Here is a 16,699-nt window from a genome sequence, read left to right on the forward strand (position 1 = left end):
TCCGGACCCGGTGCTAAAAATTGCGCCGGATCGAGGGTGGTTTCCCACGCCGCCCCGGCCGTCTCATTCTAAAGTAGAATTTTTTTCTCTCGCTCTTCGCGGCTGCGAAAAAGCGATTGCCTGCTGTTCGGCGGCGCGCGAGTGCTTGCCTTCTGGTTTTTGGCCAGCCCGCGTAAAACTGCCAAGCTGTTCTAATATTGCTCGTCGCCATGTCGCCAGCCAATGCCAAGCTCAATGCCTTTCCCGTCTTCATGCGGGTCGAGGGCGAAGCCGTGACCATCGTCGGCAATGGCGAGGAAGCGCTTGTCAAGGCCAGGCTGCTTTCGCAGTCGAGCGCGGTGCTGCGCATCGTTGCCGACGATGCGAGCGGCGGTCTGTTGGAGTTCATCGCATCGACCGGGGCCGTTCACATCGAGGCGGCATATGAAGCCGCGCATCTCCAGGGCGCAGCACTGGTCTTCGCCGCGAGCGGCGACGAGGCGCTCGATCGTCGCGTCGTCGACGACGCCCGCCGGCTAGGCATCCCGGTCAACGCCGTGGATCGGCCTGAGCTCTGCGATTTCTTCACCCCGGCCCTGGTCAACCGCGCGCCGGTGGCGATTGCCATCGGCACCGAAGGCGCCGGGCCGGTTCTGGCGCAGATGCTGCGAGGGCGCATCGATCGCATGCTGTCGCCGTCGCTCGGCCGGCTGGCGGCACTTGCCGCTTCGTTCCGCGCCGCCGCCGAGAAGCTGCCTAAGGGCAATCGCCGCCGCCGCTTCTGGAGCGATTTCTTCGCCGGCGCGCCGGCCAAGGCCATCGAAGCAGGCGAACTCGCCGAGGCGCATGGCGCGGCGCTCGAGCTCCTGGCCCAGGATACTCCCGTCGAGGGACATATCGCGCTGGTCGGCGCCGGCCCGGGCGCGGAGGATCTTTTGACCTTGCGCGCGCACCGCCTGCTCATGGAGGCGGACGCCATCGTCTACGACGCGCTGGTACCCGAGGCGATCGTCGCCATGGGTCGCCGCGATGCCGAGCGCCTGCCGGTCGGCAAGCGCAAGGGCTGCCATTCCAAGAGCCAGGAGGAGATCAACGCGCTGCTCATCGAGCTTGGCCGCGCCGGTAAGCGTGTGGTGCGGCTGAAGTCCGGCGACCCATTGGTGTTCGGACGCGCCGGCGAGGAAATGGCGGCGCTTCGGGAGGCCGGCATCGGCTATGAGGTGGTTCCGGGCGTCACGGCCGCCTTTGCCGCTGCCGCCGATTTCGAACTGCCGCTGACGCTGCGCGGTGTTTCGTCCTCGATGGTGTTCACCACAGGCCACGACCTCAAGGGCAACTCGCTGCCCGACTGGGCAAAGCTTGCCATCTCCGGCGCTACCGTCGCCGTCTATATGGGCCGTTCGGTCGCCGCCGAGGTCGCCGGCCGGCTGATCGAAGCCGGGCTGTCGCCGGACACCGCCGTCGCCGTCGTCGAGAACGCCAGCCTCGGCGCTCGCCGCCGTTTCCACGGCACCCTGGCCGACCTGCCCTCGCTGGAGGAGCGCGCCGACCTCACCGGTCCAGTGATGACGATCATCGGCGACGCCGTCGCCGGCGCCAATTTCGACCAATCCGAGCCGCTCGCGGCACATAGGCATGAGGGTGCGGCTTCAGCCGTCGCCGAAGGAGTTGAGCAATGAAGGTACTGACCGCGAACAGGCTCTCCGACGGCATCGCCGTCTGGTACGCCGCTGGCGGCTGGGCGGAAACCGTCGGCCATGCCGATATCGCGTATGACAAGGCTGCGGAGGACCGGCTGGAAGCGATCGGCGCCGCGGCCGCCGCCAACAATGAAGTCCTGGATGTCAACGTGATCGACGTCACCATTGTCGATGGGTTGGTCCAGCCGGTGCGGCTGCGCGAGAAGATCCGCGCCGCGGGCCCGACCATCCACCCCGATCTCGGCAAGCAAGCGAGCCCGCAAGCGGCACGGGCGGCTTAAATCCCAGGAAGGCAACGGGCGGACGCGCCCTGAAAGACGAAGCATGTACCGTTACGACGAGTTCGACCACGATTTCGTTCAGGCCCGAGTGGCCGAGTTCAGCGACCAGGTGAAGCGCCGGCTTGCCGGCGAGATCACCGAGGACCAATTCCGGCCGCTCAGGCTGATGAACGGCGTATACCTGCAACTGCATGCCTATATGCTGCGTATCGCGGTGCCGTACGGCACGCTGAACAGCCGGCAATTGCGCATGCTCGCCCATATCGCCCGCAAATACGACAAGGGCTATGGCCACTTCACCACGCGCCAGAACCTGCAGTTCCATTGGCCGGCGCTGGCCGACGTTCCGGCGATCCTGGCCGATCTCGCCAGCGTCGAAATGCATTGCATCCAGACCAGCGGCAACTGCATCCGCAACGTCACCGCCGATCACTTCGCCGGGGCGGCGGCCGACGAGGTCGCCGATCCGCGCCCCTACGCGGAAATCCTGCGCCAATGGTCGTCGGTCCATCCGGAGTTTTCGTATCTGCCGCGCAAGTTCAAGATCGCGGTGACAGGCGCCGAGCGCGACCGCGCCGCCATCCAGGCGCATGACATCGGCCTGCACCTGAAGAAGAACGCGGCCGGCGAGCTGGGCTTTGCGGTTTATGTCGGCGGTGGCTTGGGCCGCACGCCGATGGTCGCCAAGAAGATCCGCGACTTCCTGCCGGAAGCCGAGTTGCTGTCCTACTGCACGGCGATCCTGCGCGTGTACAACCTCTACGGCCGCCGCGACAACAAGTACAAGGCGCGCATCAAGATCCTGGTGCACGAGACCGGCGTCGAGGAGATCGCAAGGCAGATCGAAGCCGAATGGCAGGAGCTTAAGGACACCGAGCTGAAGTTGCCGGAAGCCGACATCGCGGCCATCAACGCTTATTTCGCGCCGCCGGCGCTGTCGGCCCGGCCGGAAGGCGATGCTCTGGTCAAGCAAGCGCGGCTCGATTCCAAGAGCTTCTCGGAATGGCTCGACCAGAATGTCGTGACGCATCGCCATCCCGACTACGCGGCGGTGACGATCTCGCTCAAGGGCATCGGCGAGGTGCCCGGCGACGTCACCGACAGCCAGATGGAAGCGGTCGCCGACATTGCCGAGAAATACGCTTTCGACGAGCTGCGCGTCAGCCACGAGCAGAACCTGATCCTGCCGCATGTGGCGCGCGCCGATCTGAAGGCCGTCTATGACGCGCTGGTCGAGATCGGCCTGGCGACCGCCAATTCCAACCTGATCAGCGACATCATTTCCTGCCCGGGCTTGGATTATTGCTCGCTGGCCACGGCGCGCTCTATTCCGGTGGCGCAGGAAATCTCGCGCCGCTTCGCCTCGCTGGAGCGGCAGCGCGAGATCGGCGAACTGAAGCTGAAGATCTCCGGCTGCATCAATGCCTGCGGCCACCACCATGTCGGCCATATCGGCATTCTGGGCGTCGAGAAGAAGGGCACCGAGCTCTACCAAGTGACGCTCGGCGGTTCGGCCGACGAAAACACATCCATCGGCGAGATCATCGGCCGCGGCTTCTCCTCGGAAGAAATCACCGATGCCATCGAGCAGATCGTCGACACCTATCTCGGCCTTCGGCTCCGTCCCGACGAACGTTTTATCGACGCCTACCGCCGTGTCGGTCCCGCGCCGTTCAAGGAGGCGCTCTATGCTGGCGAAACCAAGGCCGCTTGACCGCACCGGCAGTGTGGAGACAGGCGTCGCCGCGGAAGCGGCGGGGCTCGACGCGCTGCATGGCCATCTGAAGCCGATCGAGATCATCGAACGCGCGGCGCGTGATCTGTTTCGCGGCGAGATCGCGGCCGTGTCGTCCTTCGGCGCGGATTCGGCGGTGCTTCTGCACATGATTTCGGAGATCGACCGTTCGCTGCCGGTCATCTTTCTCGACACCGGCAAGCATTTCGAGGAGACGCTCGGCTACCGCGACGCGCTGGTGGCCGACTTCGGTCTGACCGATATCAGGGTGATCAAGCCGGAGGAGGCAGCGCTCGAACGCGTCGATCCGACGGGCCGGTTGCACGAGACCGACACCGACGCCTGCTGCAACGTGCGCAAGGTCGAGCCGCTGGCGCGCGGCGTCGAGCCGTTTCGCGCCTGGTTCACCGGGCGCAAGCGCTTCCAGGCATCGACGCGCGCGGCGCTGCCCGTCTTCGAGGCGGTCGGCTCGCGCATCCGCATCAATCCGCTGGCGCATTGGACGACATCGGACCAGGCCGACTATATGCGCGCGCATGCGCTGCGCGAAAATCCGCTGGTCGCCTATGGCTATCTCTCGATCGGCTGCTTCCCGTGCACGCAGCCGGTGCAGCCCGGCGACGACGCGCGCAGCGGCCGCTGGGCGGGCCACGCCAAGACCGAGTGCGGCATTCACCTCTCCGGCTTGGAAAAGTCGCTGACCGACGCCTCACTTTAGGATACGCCGATATTCAGGTGAGGCCGGCCTGCAAATGGCGACTTCCTGCGCTTCCGGTGCTCACGTACTTCAAGTACGCTCCGCTCTGGTTCTCGGAAGCCACCATCTTCGGCTCGGCCTGACCTGAATCTCGGCATATCCTTGGAATCTTTAGGACTTTAGGATTTTTGATGACTGAATCGACGACAGCGGGGACCCGCCTTTGGACTCCGGGCGGCTTTCGCGAAGACGAGTGGACGCACGCCGAAGGCGCCGAGGCGCTTGCCGGCAATGGCCGTTTCATCCTGCCGCTGCAGGCCTTTCTCGGGCTGGATGAGGACGTTCGCAAGTCAGCCAAGGAGCGCCTCGGGGTGCTGCTGCAGCCGGGCGACGAACTCGACAAGATAACCGGCCTGCTGGACCAGCTGTCGCTGGTGGCGCTCGCCTTCCCGGCCTTTAATGACGGCCGCTCCTTCTCCAAGGGCGAATTGCTGCGGACCCGGCATCATTTCAAGGGCGCCGTGCGCGCCACCGGCCAAGTGCTGGTCGACCAGCTGCCGCATATGCTGCGGCTCGGTTTCGACGAGTTCGAGGTCTCCAATCCGGTGCTGTTGAAGCGGCTGGAGGAAGGGCGGACCGGCGGCCTGCCGGTGTACTATCAGCCGGCGGTGGAGGCGGAGCCCAAAGGGCCGAGATATTCCTGGCGGCGCAAGCGTCCCGGCTGACGCTCCACTCAGGCACCAGAGCTATCATCCTGGTCCGACCAGCATTGCGTATTTTGTCGGTCAACTCGGCCAAAAAAAGGCCTGGAACGTAGGCTGCACTGTTCTGGTCAGACCACATTGACGATTTAGGCTTCCCCTTCGGCCAACCTGCCCTTAGGATAGGGTCATTATTTCGGGCTGCGAAATAATAGCCAGCTAAGGGAGGAGAACGGCATGGCAGGCAAGAAGATATTGATGCTCGTTGGCGAGTTCAGCGAGGAATATGAGATTTTCGTTTTTGAGCAGGCCATGCACGCGGTCGGCCATACCGTCCATGTCGTGTGCCCCGACAAGAAGGCCGGAGACGTGCTCAAGACCTCATTGCACGACTTCGAGGGCCACCAGACCTATACGGAAAAGCTCGGCCACGACTACATCCTCAACAAGACCTTCGCCGAGGTGAAGCCGGCCGACTACGACGCGGTCTATGCGGCGGGCGGGCGCGGACCGGAATATATCCGCATCGACAAGCGCGTGCAGGCGCTGGTCAGGCATTTCCATGAGACCGGCAAGCCGATCTTCACCATATGCCACGGCGTGCAGATCCTGATCGCGGTCGACGGCGTGGTGCGCGGCAAGGAGGTCGCGGCGCTGCAATATTGCGAGCCGGAAGTGACGCTTGCCGGCGGCACCTATATTGATGTCGCCCCGACAGGCGCGCATGTCGACGGCAATCTGGTTTCAGCCAAGGGCTGGCCGGGCCTTGCCGCTTTCATGCGGGAATGCCTGAAGGTGCTCGGCACCGAGATCCGCCACGGCGAAGCGCTGATGCGCGACGACCGGAAGGCGGCCTAAAACCCGTCAGTTGTGGCGCGCGGCCATTGAGCGCCGCCCGCCGTCCGCATTCTCCGCCTCGACATCGTCGAGGCGGTCAAGCAGATCGCTCAGCCGCTGGGGCATTTCCTTTTCCAGGCGAAATGCCGGCAAGGTGCGCAGAAAGCGCTTCGTTGCTTCGCTGCCGGCCTGCCGCCTGATATCGTTCGCCAGCTCGGCGCGCCTGTTGCCGTGGTTGCCGTTCATCGTCCCAAAATCCTGTGTCGGCTTCGAAACTCCTCCAGCCCCGCTATGGTTCCCGCAACGGCATTTGAGGGCAAACAAAGCTGCGTGATAGGGTAAAATTTGAATTAATTCGGAATGATGGCCTGGCGTCCTCGGCCACCGCTTACCCCTTGATTTTTGACCTCCAAACCTCGATATCGGGCGCAAATCCAGACCAATCCGAATGACGGGAAACGCGATGAGCGACCAGGCAAAAGACGAACGCACGCCCGAAGATATGGAAGCCACCCAGGCTTCCGGCGAGCGTGCGGAAGGTGGCGTCGACGGCGACTACGAAGCGCTGGTGCGGCTGCTGAAAGAAAACGAGGAACTGAAGGACCGCGCGCTGCGCGTCGCGGCCGACATGGAGAATCTGCGGCGGCGCACCGCGCGCGACGTGCATGATGCGCGGACTTACGCGGTAGCCAATTTCGCGCGCGACATGCTGTCGGTGTCCGACAATCTGCGCCGCGCGCTGGACGCGATCCCAGCCGAGGCGAAGGCCGGGGGCGACGCCGGGTTCAAGGCGCTGATCGAAGGTGTCGATCTCACCGAACGCGCCATGCTTTCGGCGCTGGAGCGCCATGGCGTGAAGAAACTCGCGCCGGAAGGCGAGAAGTTCGATCCGAACTTCCACCAGGCGATGTTCGAGGTGCCCAATCCGGACGTTCCGGCCGGCACCGTCGTCCAGGTGGTGCAGCCGGGCTATTCGATCGGCGAGCGCGTGCTGCGGCCGGCGATGGTCGGCGTCGCCAAGGGCGGCCCGAAGGCCGCCGCCGAGGCGAAGGTCGAGCCGGGCCCGGTGAACGAGCAGGCCGAGAAGGATGCGTAGCTAGGGGAGTAGGGGAGTAAGGGAGTAGGGCAGTAATGGAGTAGGGATAGCGGCGGTACAATTTGCGCGCGACTTGTGCTATTTATTTTACCCTATTCCCCTACTCCCTTACTGCCCTACTCCCCTTATCCCATGAATCCCATCGCGTTGCTCGACTATGCCGGCGTTGCCGTCTTCGCGGCGACGGGCGCGCTTGCGGCATCGCGTAAGCAGCTCGACATCATAGGCTTTCTGTTCCTGGCCAGCGTCACCGGCATCGGTGGCGGGACGCTGCGCGACGTCATCCTCAACCTGCCGGTTTTCTGGGTCGCCAACAGCGGCTATGTGCTGATCTGCGCCGTCGTCGCGATGCTGGTGTTCTTCAGCGCCCACCGCTTCGAATCCCGCTACAAGCTGCTGCTCTGGCTCGACGCCATCGGCCTTGCGGCGTTTTCGGTGATGGGCGCCGCCAAGGGGCTGGCGATCACCGGCTCTCCCGTCGTGTCGGTGGTCATGGGCGTGCTGACGGCGACCTTCGGCGGCATTCTGCGGGACCTGCTTGCCGGCGAGCCCTCGGTGCTGCTCAGGCCCGAAATCTATGTCACGGCCGCCCTTGCCGGCGCGACCCTCTTCACGCTTGGCGATCTAGCCGGCCTGCCGGCGCTGGCGTCCAGCCTGCTCGGCTTTGCGGCAGCGTTCCTGGTGCGCGGCGGCGCGCTCAGATTTGGCTGGTCGTTTCCGGCCTATAAAAGCCGGCCGGGGCGAAAGCCGGAAGACATCCAGTGAGCGAATAGCGAATAGGGAGTAGCGAATAGAGGTTGAACGGAACAGATCCCGCTACTTTCTTCTATTCGCTATTCGCTATTCGCTATTCGCTATTCGCTATGCCGCGAAGCGCTGCCCTTCACCGCCATAATAGTTGACGTAGCGGGCGCCGATCTCCTTGACCGGCATGACGACGAAGACGTCGACGGTCGAGAATTCGTGGTCGATGACGCAGCCGTCGCCAATGCGGGCGCCGACGCGCAGATAGCCCTTGACCAGCGGCGGCATGGCGGCGATCGCCGCCTTGGTGTTCACCGCCTCGATCGGCATCAGATCCATCGAGCAGTAGCGCCCCGGGACCGCGCGAACATCCCAGGCGGAGTTGGTGCGGCAATGATGGGCAAGATAGGTCAGCGCCTCGGCATGCGCCGCCGGCACGATGCCATGGAAAGAGGCGCAGCCGGTCATCACGCCGATGCCGTAATGGTTGATATAGGCCCAGATGCCCTGCCAGAGCGCCTCGATGGTGCGCTTGGAGCGGTATTCCGGCAGAACGCAGGAGCGGCCGAGCTCGAGGAAGCGCTGGCCGGGGTGCCGCGCGATCAGCTTGGTGAGCTCAAACTCGCCCTCGGAATAGAAGCCGCCGGCGGCCGTCGCGATCTCCTGCCTCAGCAAGCGGTAGGTGCCGACGATGCGGCGATGCTCGGGACCGGGAAGGGAGGTATCGAACACAAGAAGGTGATCGCAGAGCGGATCGAAACGGTCGGCGTCACGCCGGTCCTGCGCCTGAAACAGGTCCTTCCTCGCGCCAAGCTCGTCGTAGAATACCCGATAGCGGACTTCCTGGGCGGCGGCGATCTCGGCCTCGTTGCGGGCGAGCCGCACTTCGAGATTGCCGATGCGGCCCAAGGGAGCACCGCTTGCGACAGCGTCGGCGGTGCGGGCAGCGAGCAGGGCGCCGCCGGCGTTCGGCCGAGTGTCACATTCAGGCACGACTGTATGCACGAGTGATTCTCCTTCGAGCCATCCCTCTTGGCACGGGGATACGGTGTAGGTGCAACAGGATTGTGACAGTACCGTGATACGACGTGGCGGGCAATACTTTGTCGGCTGGGCAATACGCTCAACCGGCTATCTTGTGGCCGCGAACGCCAGGCAAGCCAAGGCGTTCAAGGGTTAAAAATTTCCTCAGGCGGCGACTTGGCCCTCGACCGCCTGGACGAGCGCGTCCGGGTCGAGCGGCTTGGTCACGAAACCGCTGGCGCCGTGGGCGAGCACGGCATGCCGGGTCTTTTCCTGACTATCGGCGGAAAGCACCATGATCGGGATCGGCGGCATGGCCAGCGACTCTTCATGGCGACGGATCGCTGCGATCGCGTCGAGCCCGTCCATGACGGGCATATGCAGGTCCATCAGCACCACATCGAAGCGGAACTTGAGGCCAGCATCGGTGACAGCATCGACCGCGGCCTTGCCGTTGCCGACGATCTTGACGCGATGCCCGGCCTTGAGCAGCGTGGCGCGGGCGAGCATGGCGTTGATGTCATTGTCTTCCGCGATCAGCACCGACAGGCCCTGGTCGCGCTTGCGCGAGGAAGCCTCGCGCGGCTGCGGCCGCGGCTGCACAAGCGCGGAGCCATGGCTGGTCAACAGCACCCGCAACAGGGTTTCGCCGCGCACGGGTCTCGCGAGGAAAGTGGCGTAGCCGCTGGCGCGGAATTCGCCGAGCATGCCGCGGTCCGTCGGCGCGATCAGGGTGATGGCCTCGCAGTCGACAAAGCCCGCGTCGCGCAGCCGCTTGAGCAGCCTGCCGTCGCCGTTTTCGAGCGCGGCGTCGATCAGGAGCACGTTGCAGACGGCAGCAAAGGGGGCTGCCTGGCCCGGTGTCGTCGCGATCTCGACACTGCCGCCATGGGCTCTGATCGTGCGGGCGATGGCATCGGCCTCGGTGAGGTTTTTCGACACGATCACCGCCCGCCGGTCGGCGAGGATGTTGTGGCGATGCGGCGGCGGTTCGGTTGCCGCGACCGCGGGAAGCTCGAGGACGAATTCGGATCCTTCGCCGAGCCGGCTCGAGACCGAGATCGTGCCGCCCATCGCGGTGGCCAGCCGCTTCGAGATGGCAAGCCCGAGGCCGGCGCCGCCATGCACCCTGGTCGAAGTGCCGTCGGACTGCTCGAACTCCTCAAAAATGCGCTCCATATCCTCTTCGCGCAGGCCCGGGCCGGTGTCGGCGACGGTGAAGCAGATACGGTCGGTGGTTTCGGTGCGGGCGCGCGCCACGGTGAGCAGCACGCCGCCCGTGTCGGTGAACTTCACCGCATTGCCGATGAGGTTGAGCAGCACCTGGCGCACGCGGCCGGGGTCGGCGGTGATCATCTGCGGCACGTCGGGCTCGACATGGCACCCAAGGCCGATGTTCTTGGCGAAGGCCTTTGCGGCCAGAAGCTCGATGATGTTGTCGGCGATTTCGCGCAGCGACGTCGGCTGCGGCTCGGGCTCGAAGCGGCCGGCCTCGATCTTGGAGTAGTCGAGCAGGTCCTCGATGAGCGCGAGCAGCGCGCTGGCCGAGGTGGAAATGGCGCCGACATAGGTGCGCTGTTCGGGCGAAAGGTCAGTATCGGCAAGCAGCTTCGCCATGCCCATGATGCCGTTCATCGGCGTGCGGATCTCGTGGCTGACGGTGGCGAGGAAGCGCGACTTGGCCTGGCTGGCATATTCGGCCCGTTCGCGCGCGGTGATCAGCGAGGATTCGGCGCGCTTGCGGGCGGTGATGTCGCGGGCAATCGCCCGGTGCGAGACCGCGCCCGTGTCCTTGTCGCGCACCGACAATTCGATCCAGGAGAACCAGCGCGGCCCGTTCGGCGTTCGGATCGCGACATCGGTGGAACTCAGGCATTCATGGTCGGAGAAGGCGGCGTCGGGAACGACGCCGACATCGATGCCAAGCTCGGACAGGGTCTTGCCGGCAAGATCGCGGGGGTCGATATCGACAAGCGAGGCAAAGACGCTGTTGGCATAAACGATATGGCCGTCGCGGTCGCGATGGACGACGAGGTCGCCAAGCGCGTCGATCAGGCCGCGGAAGCGTTCCTCGCTCTCCTGCATCTCCCACATGCGGTCGGCGAGGGTCTCGATCTCGGCGCGGCTGCGGGCTGCGGTCTCGTCGAGAAGTGCAGCGGTGCGACGCTCGTCGCGACGGCTGCGCAGATGCATGGCCAAGCCGGCGACGGACGCGGCGGCGAGGCCGACGGTGACGATGAGCGGCGCTCCGGTGAGATGCGCGAGCCCCGCCATGACAGCGATGGCGACGATCGTCAGGAACGGCAGGCCTTCGCGGCTGGCCGCGGGCAATTCGGGAGCCAGCGGCGGCGCGGCAAGCACCTGCCGCTTCGGCGCATCGGCAATGAGCCTGTCAGCGCCCGCGGCTTTGCTGTCCTGTCTGATGTCGGAGTCCGCGACCATGCGCGGACCATGCCAGACAGAGATTATGGAAGACTGGGAGGGATCGTTCGAATTTTAGCGATTTGCGCGGATTCCGGCCGCCCTGCGGACGCAGGTGAAGCCGCGACTTCCGGCTACATATCGACGACGACCCGGCCCCTGATCTTGCCCTCGACGATGTCGCGCGCGGCGTCGACGATGCCGTCGAAACCGATCGTGCGCGACAGGGTCGACAGCTTGTTCAAGTCGAGGTCGGTACCGATGCGGCGCCATGCCTCCAGGCGGACGGCCTTCGGCGCCATGACCGAATCGATGCCGAGCAGCGAGACGCCGCGCAGGATAAAGGGTGCGACGCTTCCCGGCAGGTCCATGCCGCCGGCCAGACCGCAAGCGGCGATCGCGCCGCCATAGGAGGTCATCGAAAGCACATTGGCCAGGGTATGGCTGCCGACCGAGTCGACGCCGCCTGCCCAGCGCTCCTTGGCGAGCGGCTTCGCCGGCTGGCTGAGCTCCTCGCGCGAGATCACCTCGGCCGCGCCCAGGTCGATCAGATAGGGGCTTTCGGCGTTGCGGCCGGTCGAGGCGATGATATGGTAGCCAAGGCTGGACAGGATCGAGATGGCGACCGAGCCGACGCCGCCGGCCGCACCCGTCACCACCACCGGGCCGCGGTCCGGCACGATGCCGTGACGCTCCAGCGCCATAACGGAGAGCATGGCCGTATAGCCCGCCGTGCCGACGGCCATCGCATCATGCGCGCTCATGCCCTCTGGCAGCGGTACCAGCCAATCGCCCTTGACGCGGGCGCGGCCGGCATAGGCGCCGTAATGCGTCTCGCCGACGCCCCAGCCGTTGAGGATCACCTTATCGCCCCTGCGCCAGTCGGCATGCGAGGAGGAGATCACGGTGCCGGCGAAATCGATGCCAGGAACCAGCGGCCAACGGCGCACGACCGGCGCCTTGCCGGTGATGGCGAGGCCGTCCTTGTAGTTCACAGTCGTCGCCTCGACGGCGACGGTGACGTCGCCTTCCATCAGATCGGCCTCGGTGAGGTCGACGACATCGACGGACTGCTTCTTGTCCGCATCGCGCGAAACGAGGATGGCTTTGAAGGTGTCTGACACTTTTTTCTCCTCGGTTCCGGTTGGTGAGAAGTCTGCGGTTTCAACCGCGTCAGGTCAATTGCCTGGATCCTGCGGCTTGGCCTCGCGGCCCCAGCCGATCAACTCGTCGAAGACGACAAGCGCCGCGCCGACCGAGATGAAGGCGTCGGCAAGGTTGAATACCGCGAAGGACCAGACGGGCGTGTGGAACAGGATGTAGTCGATGACGTGACCGTAGACGGCCCGGTCGATGAGGTTGCCGAGAGCGCCGCCGATGATGAGCGCAAAGCCGGTGCGGGCGACGACATGGCCGGCCGGCGTGCGCGTGGCGAGATAGAGCACGAAGGCGACGACCAGCACGGCGATGACCACGAGGCCGGTATCGCCGAAGGACTCGAACATCGAGAAGGCAATGCCGGTGTTGTAGGTGCGGAACAGCGCCAGGAAGGGCAGGAGGTCGACCTTCTCCTGAAAGGCGAGCCCGTTCTCGACCAGCTGCTTGATCCACTGGTCGAGCGCAATGGAGATGACGACCAGCAGGACGTAAGGGGACCAGGATTTCACTTGGTAGTCCTCATAGCGAGTCAGTTGCGGGCTCGAGCTTCAACGCGCCGCGCCTTATCTCGAACAGCATCACGCCAGTGGCGACCGCCAGGTTGAGCGAGTCGGCGCGGCCGGCCTGGGGGATCCGGAGCAGACGGTCGCAGCTTTCGGCAAGGCTGTCGGGCAGTCCCTGCTGCTCGTTGCCCATCAGCAGCAGGACCGGCCCCCTTGAGAAATCGACCGAGCGATAGTCGACAGCCCCCTTGAGGTGCGTGCCAACGACCAGGCCGGAAAAATCCCGCCGCCAGGCGAGAAAGGCCTGCTCCGTCGCCCTCGCGACCGGCACGGCGAAGATCGAGCCCATGGTGGCGCGCACCGTCTCCAGCGAGAACGGATCGGTGGTGTCGCCGACCAGGATGACGCCCCTGGCGCCGACGGCGTCGACGGTGCGGATCACGGTGCCGAGATTGCCGGGGTCGCGAACCCGGTCGAGCGCCACCCAGACGTCCCCGTCCCTGGCGCGGATGTCCTTCAGCGGCACGGTCTGCTGCGCGAAGACGCCGACCACCATTTGCGGGTTTTCACGGCGGGTGATGGCCGCGAGCACTTTTTCCGAGACTTCGAGCACCGTGCCGCCGGCGGCGACGGTTCGGGCGGCGATCTTTTCGACGGCGGCATTGCCGCGCCCGGCCTTGGCGAAGACCAAGGTCCTGATCGACCAGCCGAGGTCGAGGGCGTCGATGACGAGCTTCAGGCCCTCGGCCATGAAGGCGTTCTGCTGGTCGCGGAACTTCTTCAGCGCCAGCGCCTTGATGTCCTTGACCAGCGGATTTGCAAGGCTGGTGACTTCCTTGACCTGCCCGACAGGGCGCGCGCCGTCATATGCCGTCATTTCAAGCCACCCAGCGCGAGAACAGCGAGGTCGACAGCGCGCGGCCGGCGGATTTCTCGCGAATGATCAGTTCGCCGGATTCGACGGTGCCGCCCATGCCGGCGAAAGTATCGCGCATCAGGGCGTGGATGGCGAAGAAGGAGGCGCGGATCGAATAGGCCGTAAGGACGACGGCCAGCGGTTTCGGCGTCAGGATCGAGCGGCAGAGGTCGGTCAGGCCCGGCAGGTCCTCGAACAATTGCCAGACCTCGCCCTTGGGGCCGCGGCCATAGGCCGGCGGGTCGAACAGCACGATGTCGTAGCGGCTACCGCGGCGCTCCTCGCGCTCGGCGAATTTGACCGCGTCCTCGACGATCCAGCGGATCGGCTTTTCGGCAAGCCCTGCCATCTCCTGGTTCTCGCGCGCCCAGCCGATCGCCTTCTTCGAGGCATCGACATGGGTGACCTCGGCGCCGGCGCGGGCGGCGACCAGCGAGGCGAGACCGGTGTAACCGAAGAGGTTCAGCACCTTCACCGGCCGCTTCGCCGCTGCGATCAGCCCCGCCATATGGTCCCAATGCGAGGCTTGCTCGGGAAAGACGCCGACATGGCGGAACGAGGTAAAGCGGCCGAGATAGTCGATGCCGTGATGCTTCATCGGCCAGGTCTCGCCCAGCGGCGCCTTCGGAAAGCGCCAGCGGCCGATGCCTTCCTCGTCTGTGTCGCCGGTGAAGATGGCGTCGGCGCGCTCCCATTCCTTCGCCGGAAGGGCGCGCTGCCAGATCGCCTGGCCTTCGGGGCGCACGATGCGGTAGGGGCCGTATTGCTCGAGTTTCTCGCCGGCGCCGCTGTCCAGGAGGGCGTATTCGGCGTTGGGGGCCACTTCCAGGATCAATGGCAGGCGCTCGGCGGGCAACACGCCCTCGCGGCGCGCCAGCACGCGCGGCGCCGGTCGGGCTTCCTGCCGGTCCGCCGGTTTGGTTTCGCGGCGCTCGGCGGGCGCGGCCTGCTGCCGTCCGGCCGGGAACGGATCACGCAAGCGGGGTTGTTCCGCCCTTGCGGGATGCGGGCGGCCATCGCGGCGTTTGTCGCGAAAAGATTTCAAGAAGGATCATCTCCGGCGGTTCGGCCCGCTTCTGCCACACCCGCCCCCTTCGGCGCAACAAAGCAGGGCTTATTCAATGGTGGGGCCATCAACCATGCCGGGCGCCGAGCAGGCCGAAACAAAGCGAAATGAAGCCAAGCGCCTTCGCCGCGGTTACCGCCATGTGGCCGGTTTCCCAATGCAGCCGGACGGCTTCGAAATTTTCCGGGATTGGCCCCGGCGTCCAGGCCGTGAGGATATCGTTTGCCGGTTTGACAAGGCCGAACCAGAGCGCCAGCGCGGCCGCATAGAGCAATGTGGCCACGAGCACAAAGCGGAAGGCCGAAGCTTGACCACGCAGCATCCAGGCAAGCAGCGCCGGACAGAGGATGGCAGCTATATCGAGCGGGGCTCCGATCACGGCAAAAAGCAGAAACTGACCGTTGAAGACCGTCGTCTCTCGCCACAGCGCCGGCGACCACTTCGTCAACCTGGCAGCGATTCCAGCACATGGGCAAAGGACGGTCCAAGACTGAGCGCCGCAACGAAAACGGTCAGCACCGACCAGAACAGCAGGGTTCCGCGCATCTCCATTGCGGAGACAACGGCAACGGGACGCAGGCGTTCCGCGGCACCAGGTCGCTTGCCGGGACGTGCGGACCGGCCCTATTGTCCGGCACACCGGTTGCCATTCATGTCCCGCTCGGAACGCCTGCTCGATCTCGTCCAGATCCTGCGCCGCCATCGCCGGCCAGTGAGCGGCCGCACGCTTGCGGACGAGATCGGCGTGTCGATCCGCACCCTCTATCGCGATATCGCGACGCTGCAGGGGCAGGGCGCGCCGATCGAAGGCGAGGCGGGGCTTGGCTATGTGCTGAAGCCCGGCTTCATGCTGCCGCCGCTGATGTTCACCGACGAGGAGATCGAGGCGATCGTGCTCGGCTCGCGCTGGGTGGCGAAGCAGCCGGATGAAAGGCTGGCGGCCGCCGCGACGGATGCGCTGGCCAAGATCGCGGCAGTGCTGCCGGATGATCTGCGCGAAGATCTCGACGCCACGACGCTGCTTGTCGGACCACGCTCGGAAAATGCCGAAGCGATCGACCTCGGCATCGTACGGCAGGCGATCCGCGACGAGCGCAAGCTCGGCTTCTTTTATCGCGACGCCGAAGGCGCGGCATCGAAGCGTCTGGTGTGGCCCTTCGCGCTCGCCTTCTTCGACAAGGTGCGGGTGATGGTGGCGTGGTGCGAGATGCGCCAGGATTTCCGGCATTTCCGCACTGACCGGATGTCCGGGCTGACAGCGACCGGCGTCCGCTATCCGCGCCGCCGCCAGGCGATGCTGAAGGAATGGCGGGCGGGCCTCGACGCTTCCGGCTGATTTGCTGCTGCCAGAATCTGACAGCGGGTCCGCGTATAGTCTCCAAGGTGCAGATACTTTGGAGATCGGATATGACCACGCCGAATTTCGTCATCCTCTATGTCGACAGCCCCGAGCGGAGCGGCGCGTTCTACGCCTCGTTGCTCGGGCGCGACCCGGTCGAATCCTCGCCGACCTTCGTCATGTTCGTGCTCGACAAGGGCTTCAAGCTCGGTCTCTGGTCGCGCCACACGGTAGAACCGGCGGCGGCGGGCGGCGGCGGCGAGCTTGTGCTTGCCGTCGAGAACGCGGCGGCGGTCGACGCCGCCCATGCGGATTGGATTGGCAGAGGGATCGACATGCTGCAGGCGCCAACCGATCTCGATTTCGGCCGTGCCTTCGTGGCGCTCGATCCGGACAATCATCGCCTGCGCGTCTATTGGCCGAATGGGCAGTAGGCAGTAGGCAGTAGGCAGTAGGCAGTAGGCAGTAGGCAGTAGGCAGTAGGCAGTAGGCAGTAGGCAGTA

General features: G+C 65.2%; 18 protein-coding genes. 10 read left to right on the forward strand and 8 right to left on the reverse strand.

All coding sequences use genetic code 11. The annotated features are described in order from the left end of the window. The first annotated feature begins 209 nt into the window (after positions 1–209). The 6 genes from cysG to P9273_RS28635 all read left to right on the forward strand — a co-directional run bounded on the left by cysG (position 210) and on the right by P9273_RS28635 (position 5,951). Entirely contained in the window at positions 210–1,658 is a 1,449-nt protein-coding gene (cysG, locus tag P9273_RS28610) for a siroheme synthase CysG (protein WP_278051801.1), read from the forward strand. Then, on the forward strand, positions 1,655–1,960 hold the full coding sequence (locus P9273_RS28615) for a DUF2849 domain-containing protein (RefSeq protein WP_278051802.1): 306 nt from the start codon (positions 1,655–1,657) through the stop codon (positions 1,958–1,960). The genes cysG and P9273_RS28615 overlap by 4 nt, the downstream gene beginning before the upstream one ends. A 43-nt stretch (positions 1,961–2,003) precedes the next feature. Then, on the forward strand, positions 2,004–3,674 hold the full coding sequence (locus tag P9273_RS28620) for a nitrite/sulfite reductase (RefSeq protein ID WP_278051803.1): 1,671 nt from the start codon (positions 2,004–2,006) through the stop codon (positions 3,672–3,674). Further along, positions 3,649–4,413, forward strand: a complete 765-nt coding sequence (locus P9273_RS28625) for a phosphoadenylyl-sulfate reductase (protein ID WP_278051804.1) — start codon at positions 3,649–3,651, stop codon at positions 4,411–4,413. The genes P9273_RS28620 and P9273_RS28625 overlap by 26 nt, the downstream gene beginning before the upstream one ends. A 170-nt stretch (positions 4,414–4,583) precedes the next feature. Further along, complete coding sequence (locus P9273_RS28630; protein WP_278051805.1) at positions 4,584–5,117, forward strand: DUF934 domain-containing protein; 534 nt, start codon at positions 4,584–4,586, stop codon at positions 5,115–5,117. Positions 5,118–5,330: 213 nt separating this feature from the next. Next, entirely contained in the window at positions 5,331–5,951 is a 621-nt protein-coding gene (locus P9273_RS28635) for a DJ-1/PfpI family protein (RefSeq protein WP_040997514.1), read from the forward strand. A gap of 6 nt (positions 5,952–5,957) precedes the next feature. Here the strand turns inward: P9273_RS28635 and P9273_RS28640 are convergent, their stop codons facing one another. After that, on the reverse strand, positions 5,958–6,176 hold the full coding sequence (locus tag P9273_RS28640) for a hypothetical protein (protein WP_040997512.1): 219 nt from the start codon (positions 6,174–6,176) through the stop codon (positions 5,958–5,960). Positions 6,177–6,393: 217 nt separating this feature from the next. Between P9273_RS28640 and grpE the strand changes: the two genes are divergently transcribed. Then, entirely contained in the window at positions 6,394–7,026 is a 633-nt protein-coding gene (grpE, locus tag P9273_RS28645; RefSeq protein ID WP_040997760.1) for a nucleotide exchange factor GrpE, read from the forward strand. Between the two features lie 132 nt (positions 7,027–7,158). Further along, positions 7,159–7,791 (forward strand): trimeric intracellular cation channel family protein, encoded by a 633-nt coding sequence (locus P9273_RS28650; protein WP_278051807.1) that lies wholly within the window; start codon positions 7,159–7,161, stop codon positions 7,789–7,791. A 96-nt stretch (positions 7,792–7,887) separates the two neighbouring features. Here P9273_RS28650 and P9273_RS28655 read toward each other — a convergent pair whose 3' ends face one another. From P9273_RS28655 to P9273_RS28685, 7 genes are all read right to left on the reverse strand, one after another. Next, positions 7,888–8,775, reverse strand: a complete 888-nt coding sequence (locus P9273_RS28655) for a GNAT family N-acetyltransferase (RefSeq protein WP_040997508.1) — start codon at positions 8,773–8,775, stop codon at positions 7,888–7,890. Positions 8,776–8,958: 183 nt separating this feature from the next. After that, positions 8,959–11,235, reverse strand: a complete 2,277-nt coding sequence (locus tag P9273_RS28660; protein WP_278051809.1) for a hybrid sensor histidine kinase/response regulator — start codon at positions 11,233–11,235, stop codon at positions 8,959–8,961. A 113-nt stretch (positions 11,236–11,348) separates the two neighbouring features. Further along, entirely contained in the window at positions 11,349–12,338 is a 990-nt protein-coding gene (gene acuI / locus P9273_RS28665; protein ID WP_278051810.1) for an acrylyl-CoA reductase (NADPH), read from the reverse strand. Between the two features lie 54 nt (positions 12,339–12,392). Continuing rightward, positions 12,393–12,881: a signal peptidase II gene (gene lspA, locus P9273_RS28670; RefSeq protein ID WP_040997502.1), complete on the reverse strand. Its 489-nt coding sequence runs from the start codon at positions 12,879–12,881 to the stop codon at positions 12,393–12,395. Between the two features lie 10 nt (positions 12,882–12,891). Next, positions 12,892–13,752 carry a TrmH family RNA methyltransferase gene (locus P9273_RS28675; protein WP_278051811.1) on the reverse strand — a complete coding sequence of 287 codons (861 nt, stop codon included), beginning with the start codon at positions 13,750–13,752 and terminating at the stop codon, positions 12,892–12,894. 1 nt (position 13,753) lies between these two features. Then, a complete protein-coding gene (locus P9273_RS28680; RefSeq protein WP_278051812.1) occupies positions 13,754–14,836 on the reverse strand; it encodes a class I SAM-dependent rRNA methyltransferase in 1,083 nt (360 codons plus the stop codon). An 88-nt stretch (positions 14,837–14,924) separates the two neighbouring features. Next, entirely contained in the window at positions 14,925–15,305 is a 381-nt protein-coding gene (locus tag P9273_RS28685) for a DUF1772 domain-containing protein (protein WP_336619409.1), read from the reverse strand. Positions 15,306–15,509: 204 nt separating this feature from the next. On the opposite strand from P9273_RS28685, the gene P9273_RS28690 reads away from it, so the two are divergent. Then, entirely contained in the window at positions 15,510–16,193 is a 684-nt protein-coding gene (locus tag P9273_RS28690; RefSeq protein ID WP_040997495.1) for a helix-turn-helix transcriptional regulator, read from the forward strand. A gap of 71 nt (positions 16,194–16,264) precedes the next feature. Further along, a complete protein-coding gene (locus tag P9273_RS28695; protein WP_040997493.1) occupies positions 16,265–16,630 on the forward strand; it encodes a VOC family protein in 366 nt (121 codons plus the stop codon). Positions 16,631–16,699 lie beyond the last annotated feature (69 nt).

Origin of the sequence: Mesorhizobium sp. WSM4935, assembly GCF_029625735.1 — a bacterium.
Classification (GTDB): domain Bacteria; phylum Pseudomonadota; class Alphaproteobacteria; order Rhizobiales; family Rhizobiaceae; genus Mesorhizobium.

Excerpts from the sequence above, each read along its gene's own strand:
- cysG (WP_278051801.1), top strand. The coding sequence starts at position 210 with ATGTCGCCAGCCAATGCCAAGCTCAATGCCTTTCCCGTCTTCATGCGG.
- P9273_RS28615 (WP_278051802.1), top strand. The coding sequence starts at position 1,655 with ATGAAGGTACTGACCGCGAACAGGCTCTCCGACGGCATCGCCGTCTGG.
- P9273_RS28620 (WP_278051803.1), top strand. The coding sequence starts at position 2,004 with ATGTACCGTTACGACGAGTTCGACCACGATTTCGTTCAGGCCCGAGTG.
- P9273_RS28625 (WP_278051804.1), top strand. The coding sequence starts at position 3,649 with ATGCTGGCGAAACCAAGGCCGCTTGACCGCACCGGCAGTGTGGAGACA.
- P9273_RS28630 (WP_278051805.1), top strand. The coding sequence starts at position 4,584 with ATGACTGAATCGACGACAGCGGGGACCCGCCTTTGGACTCCGGGCGGC.
- P9273_RS28635 (WP_040997514.1), top strand. The coding sequence starts at position 5,331 with ATGGCAGGCAAGAAGATATTGATGCTCGTTGGCGAGTTCAGCGAGGAA.
- P9273_RS28640 (WP_040997512.1), bottom strand. The coding sequence starts at position 6,176 with ATGAACGGCAACCACGGCAACAGGCGCGCCGAGCTGGCGAACGATATC.
- grpE (WP_040997760.1), top strand. The coding sequence starts at position 6,394 with ATGAGCGACCAGGCAAAAGACGAACGCACGCCCGAAGATATGGAAGCC.
- P9273_RS28650 (WP_278051807.1), top strand. The coding sequence starts at position 7,159 with ATGAATCCCATCGCGTTGCTCGACTATGCCGGCGTTGCCGTCTTCGCG.
- P9273_RS28660 (WP_278051809.1), bottom strand. The coding sequence starts at position 11,235 with ATGGTCGCGGACTCCGACATCAGACAGGACAGCAAAGCCGCGGGCGCT.
- P9273_RS28675 (WP_278051811.1), bottom strand. The coding sequence starts at position 13,752 with ATGACGGCATATGACGGCGCGCGCCCTGTCGGGCAGGTCAAGGAAGTC.
- P9273_RS28690 (WP_040997495.1), top strand. The coding sequence starts at position 15,510 with ATGTCCCGCTCGGAACGCCTGCTCGATCTCGTCCAGATCCTGCGCCGC.
- P9273_RS28695 (WP_040997493.1), top strand. The coding sequence starts at position 16,265 with ATGACCACGCCGAATTTCGTCATCCTCTATGTCGACAGCCCCGAGCGG.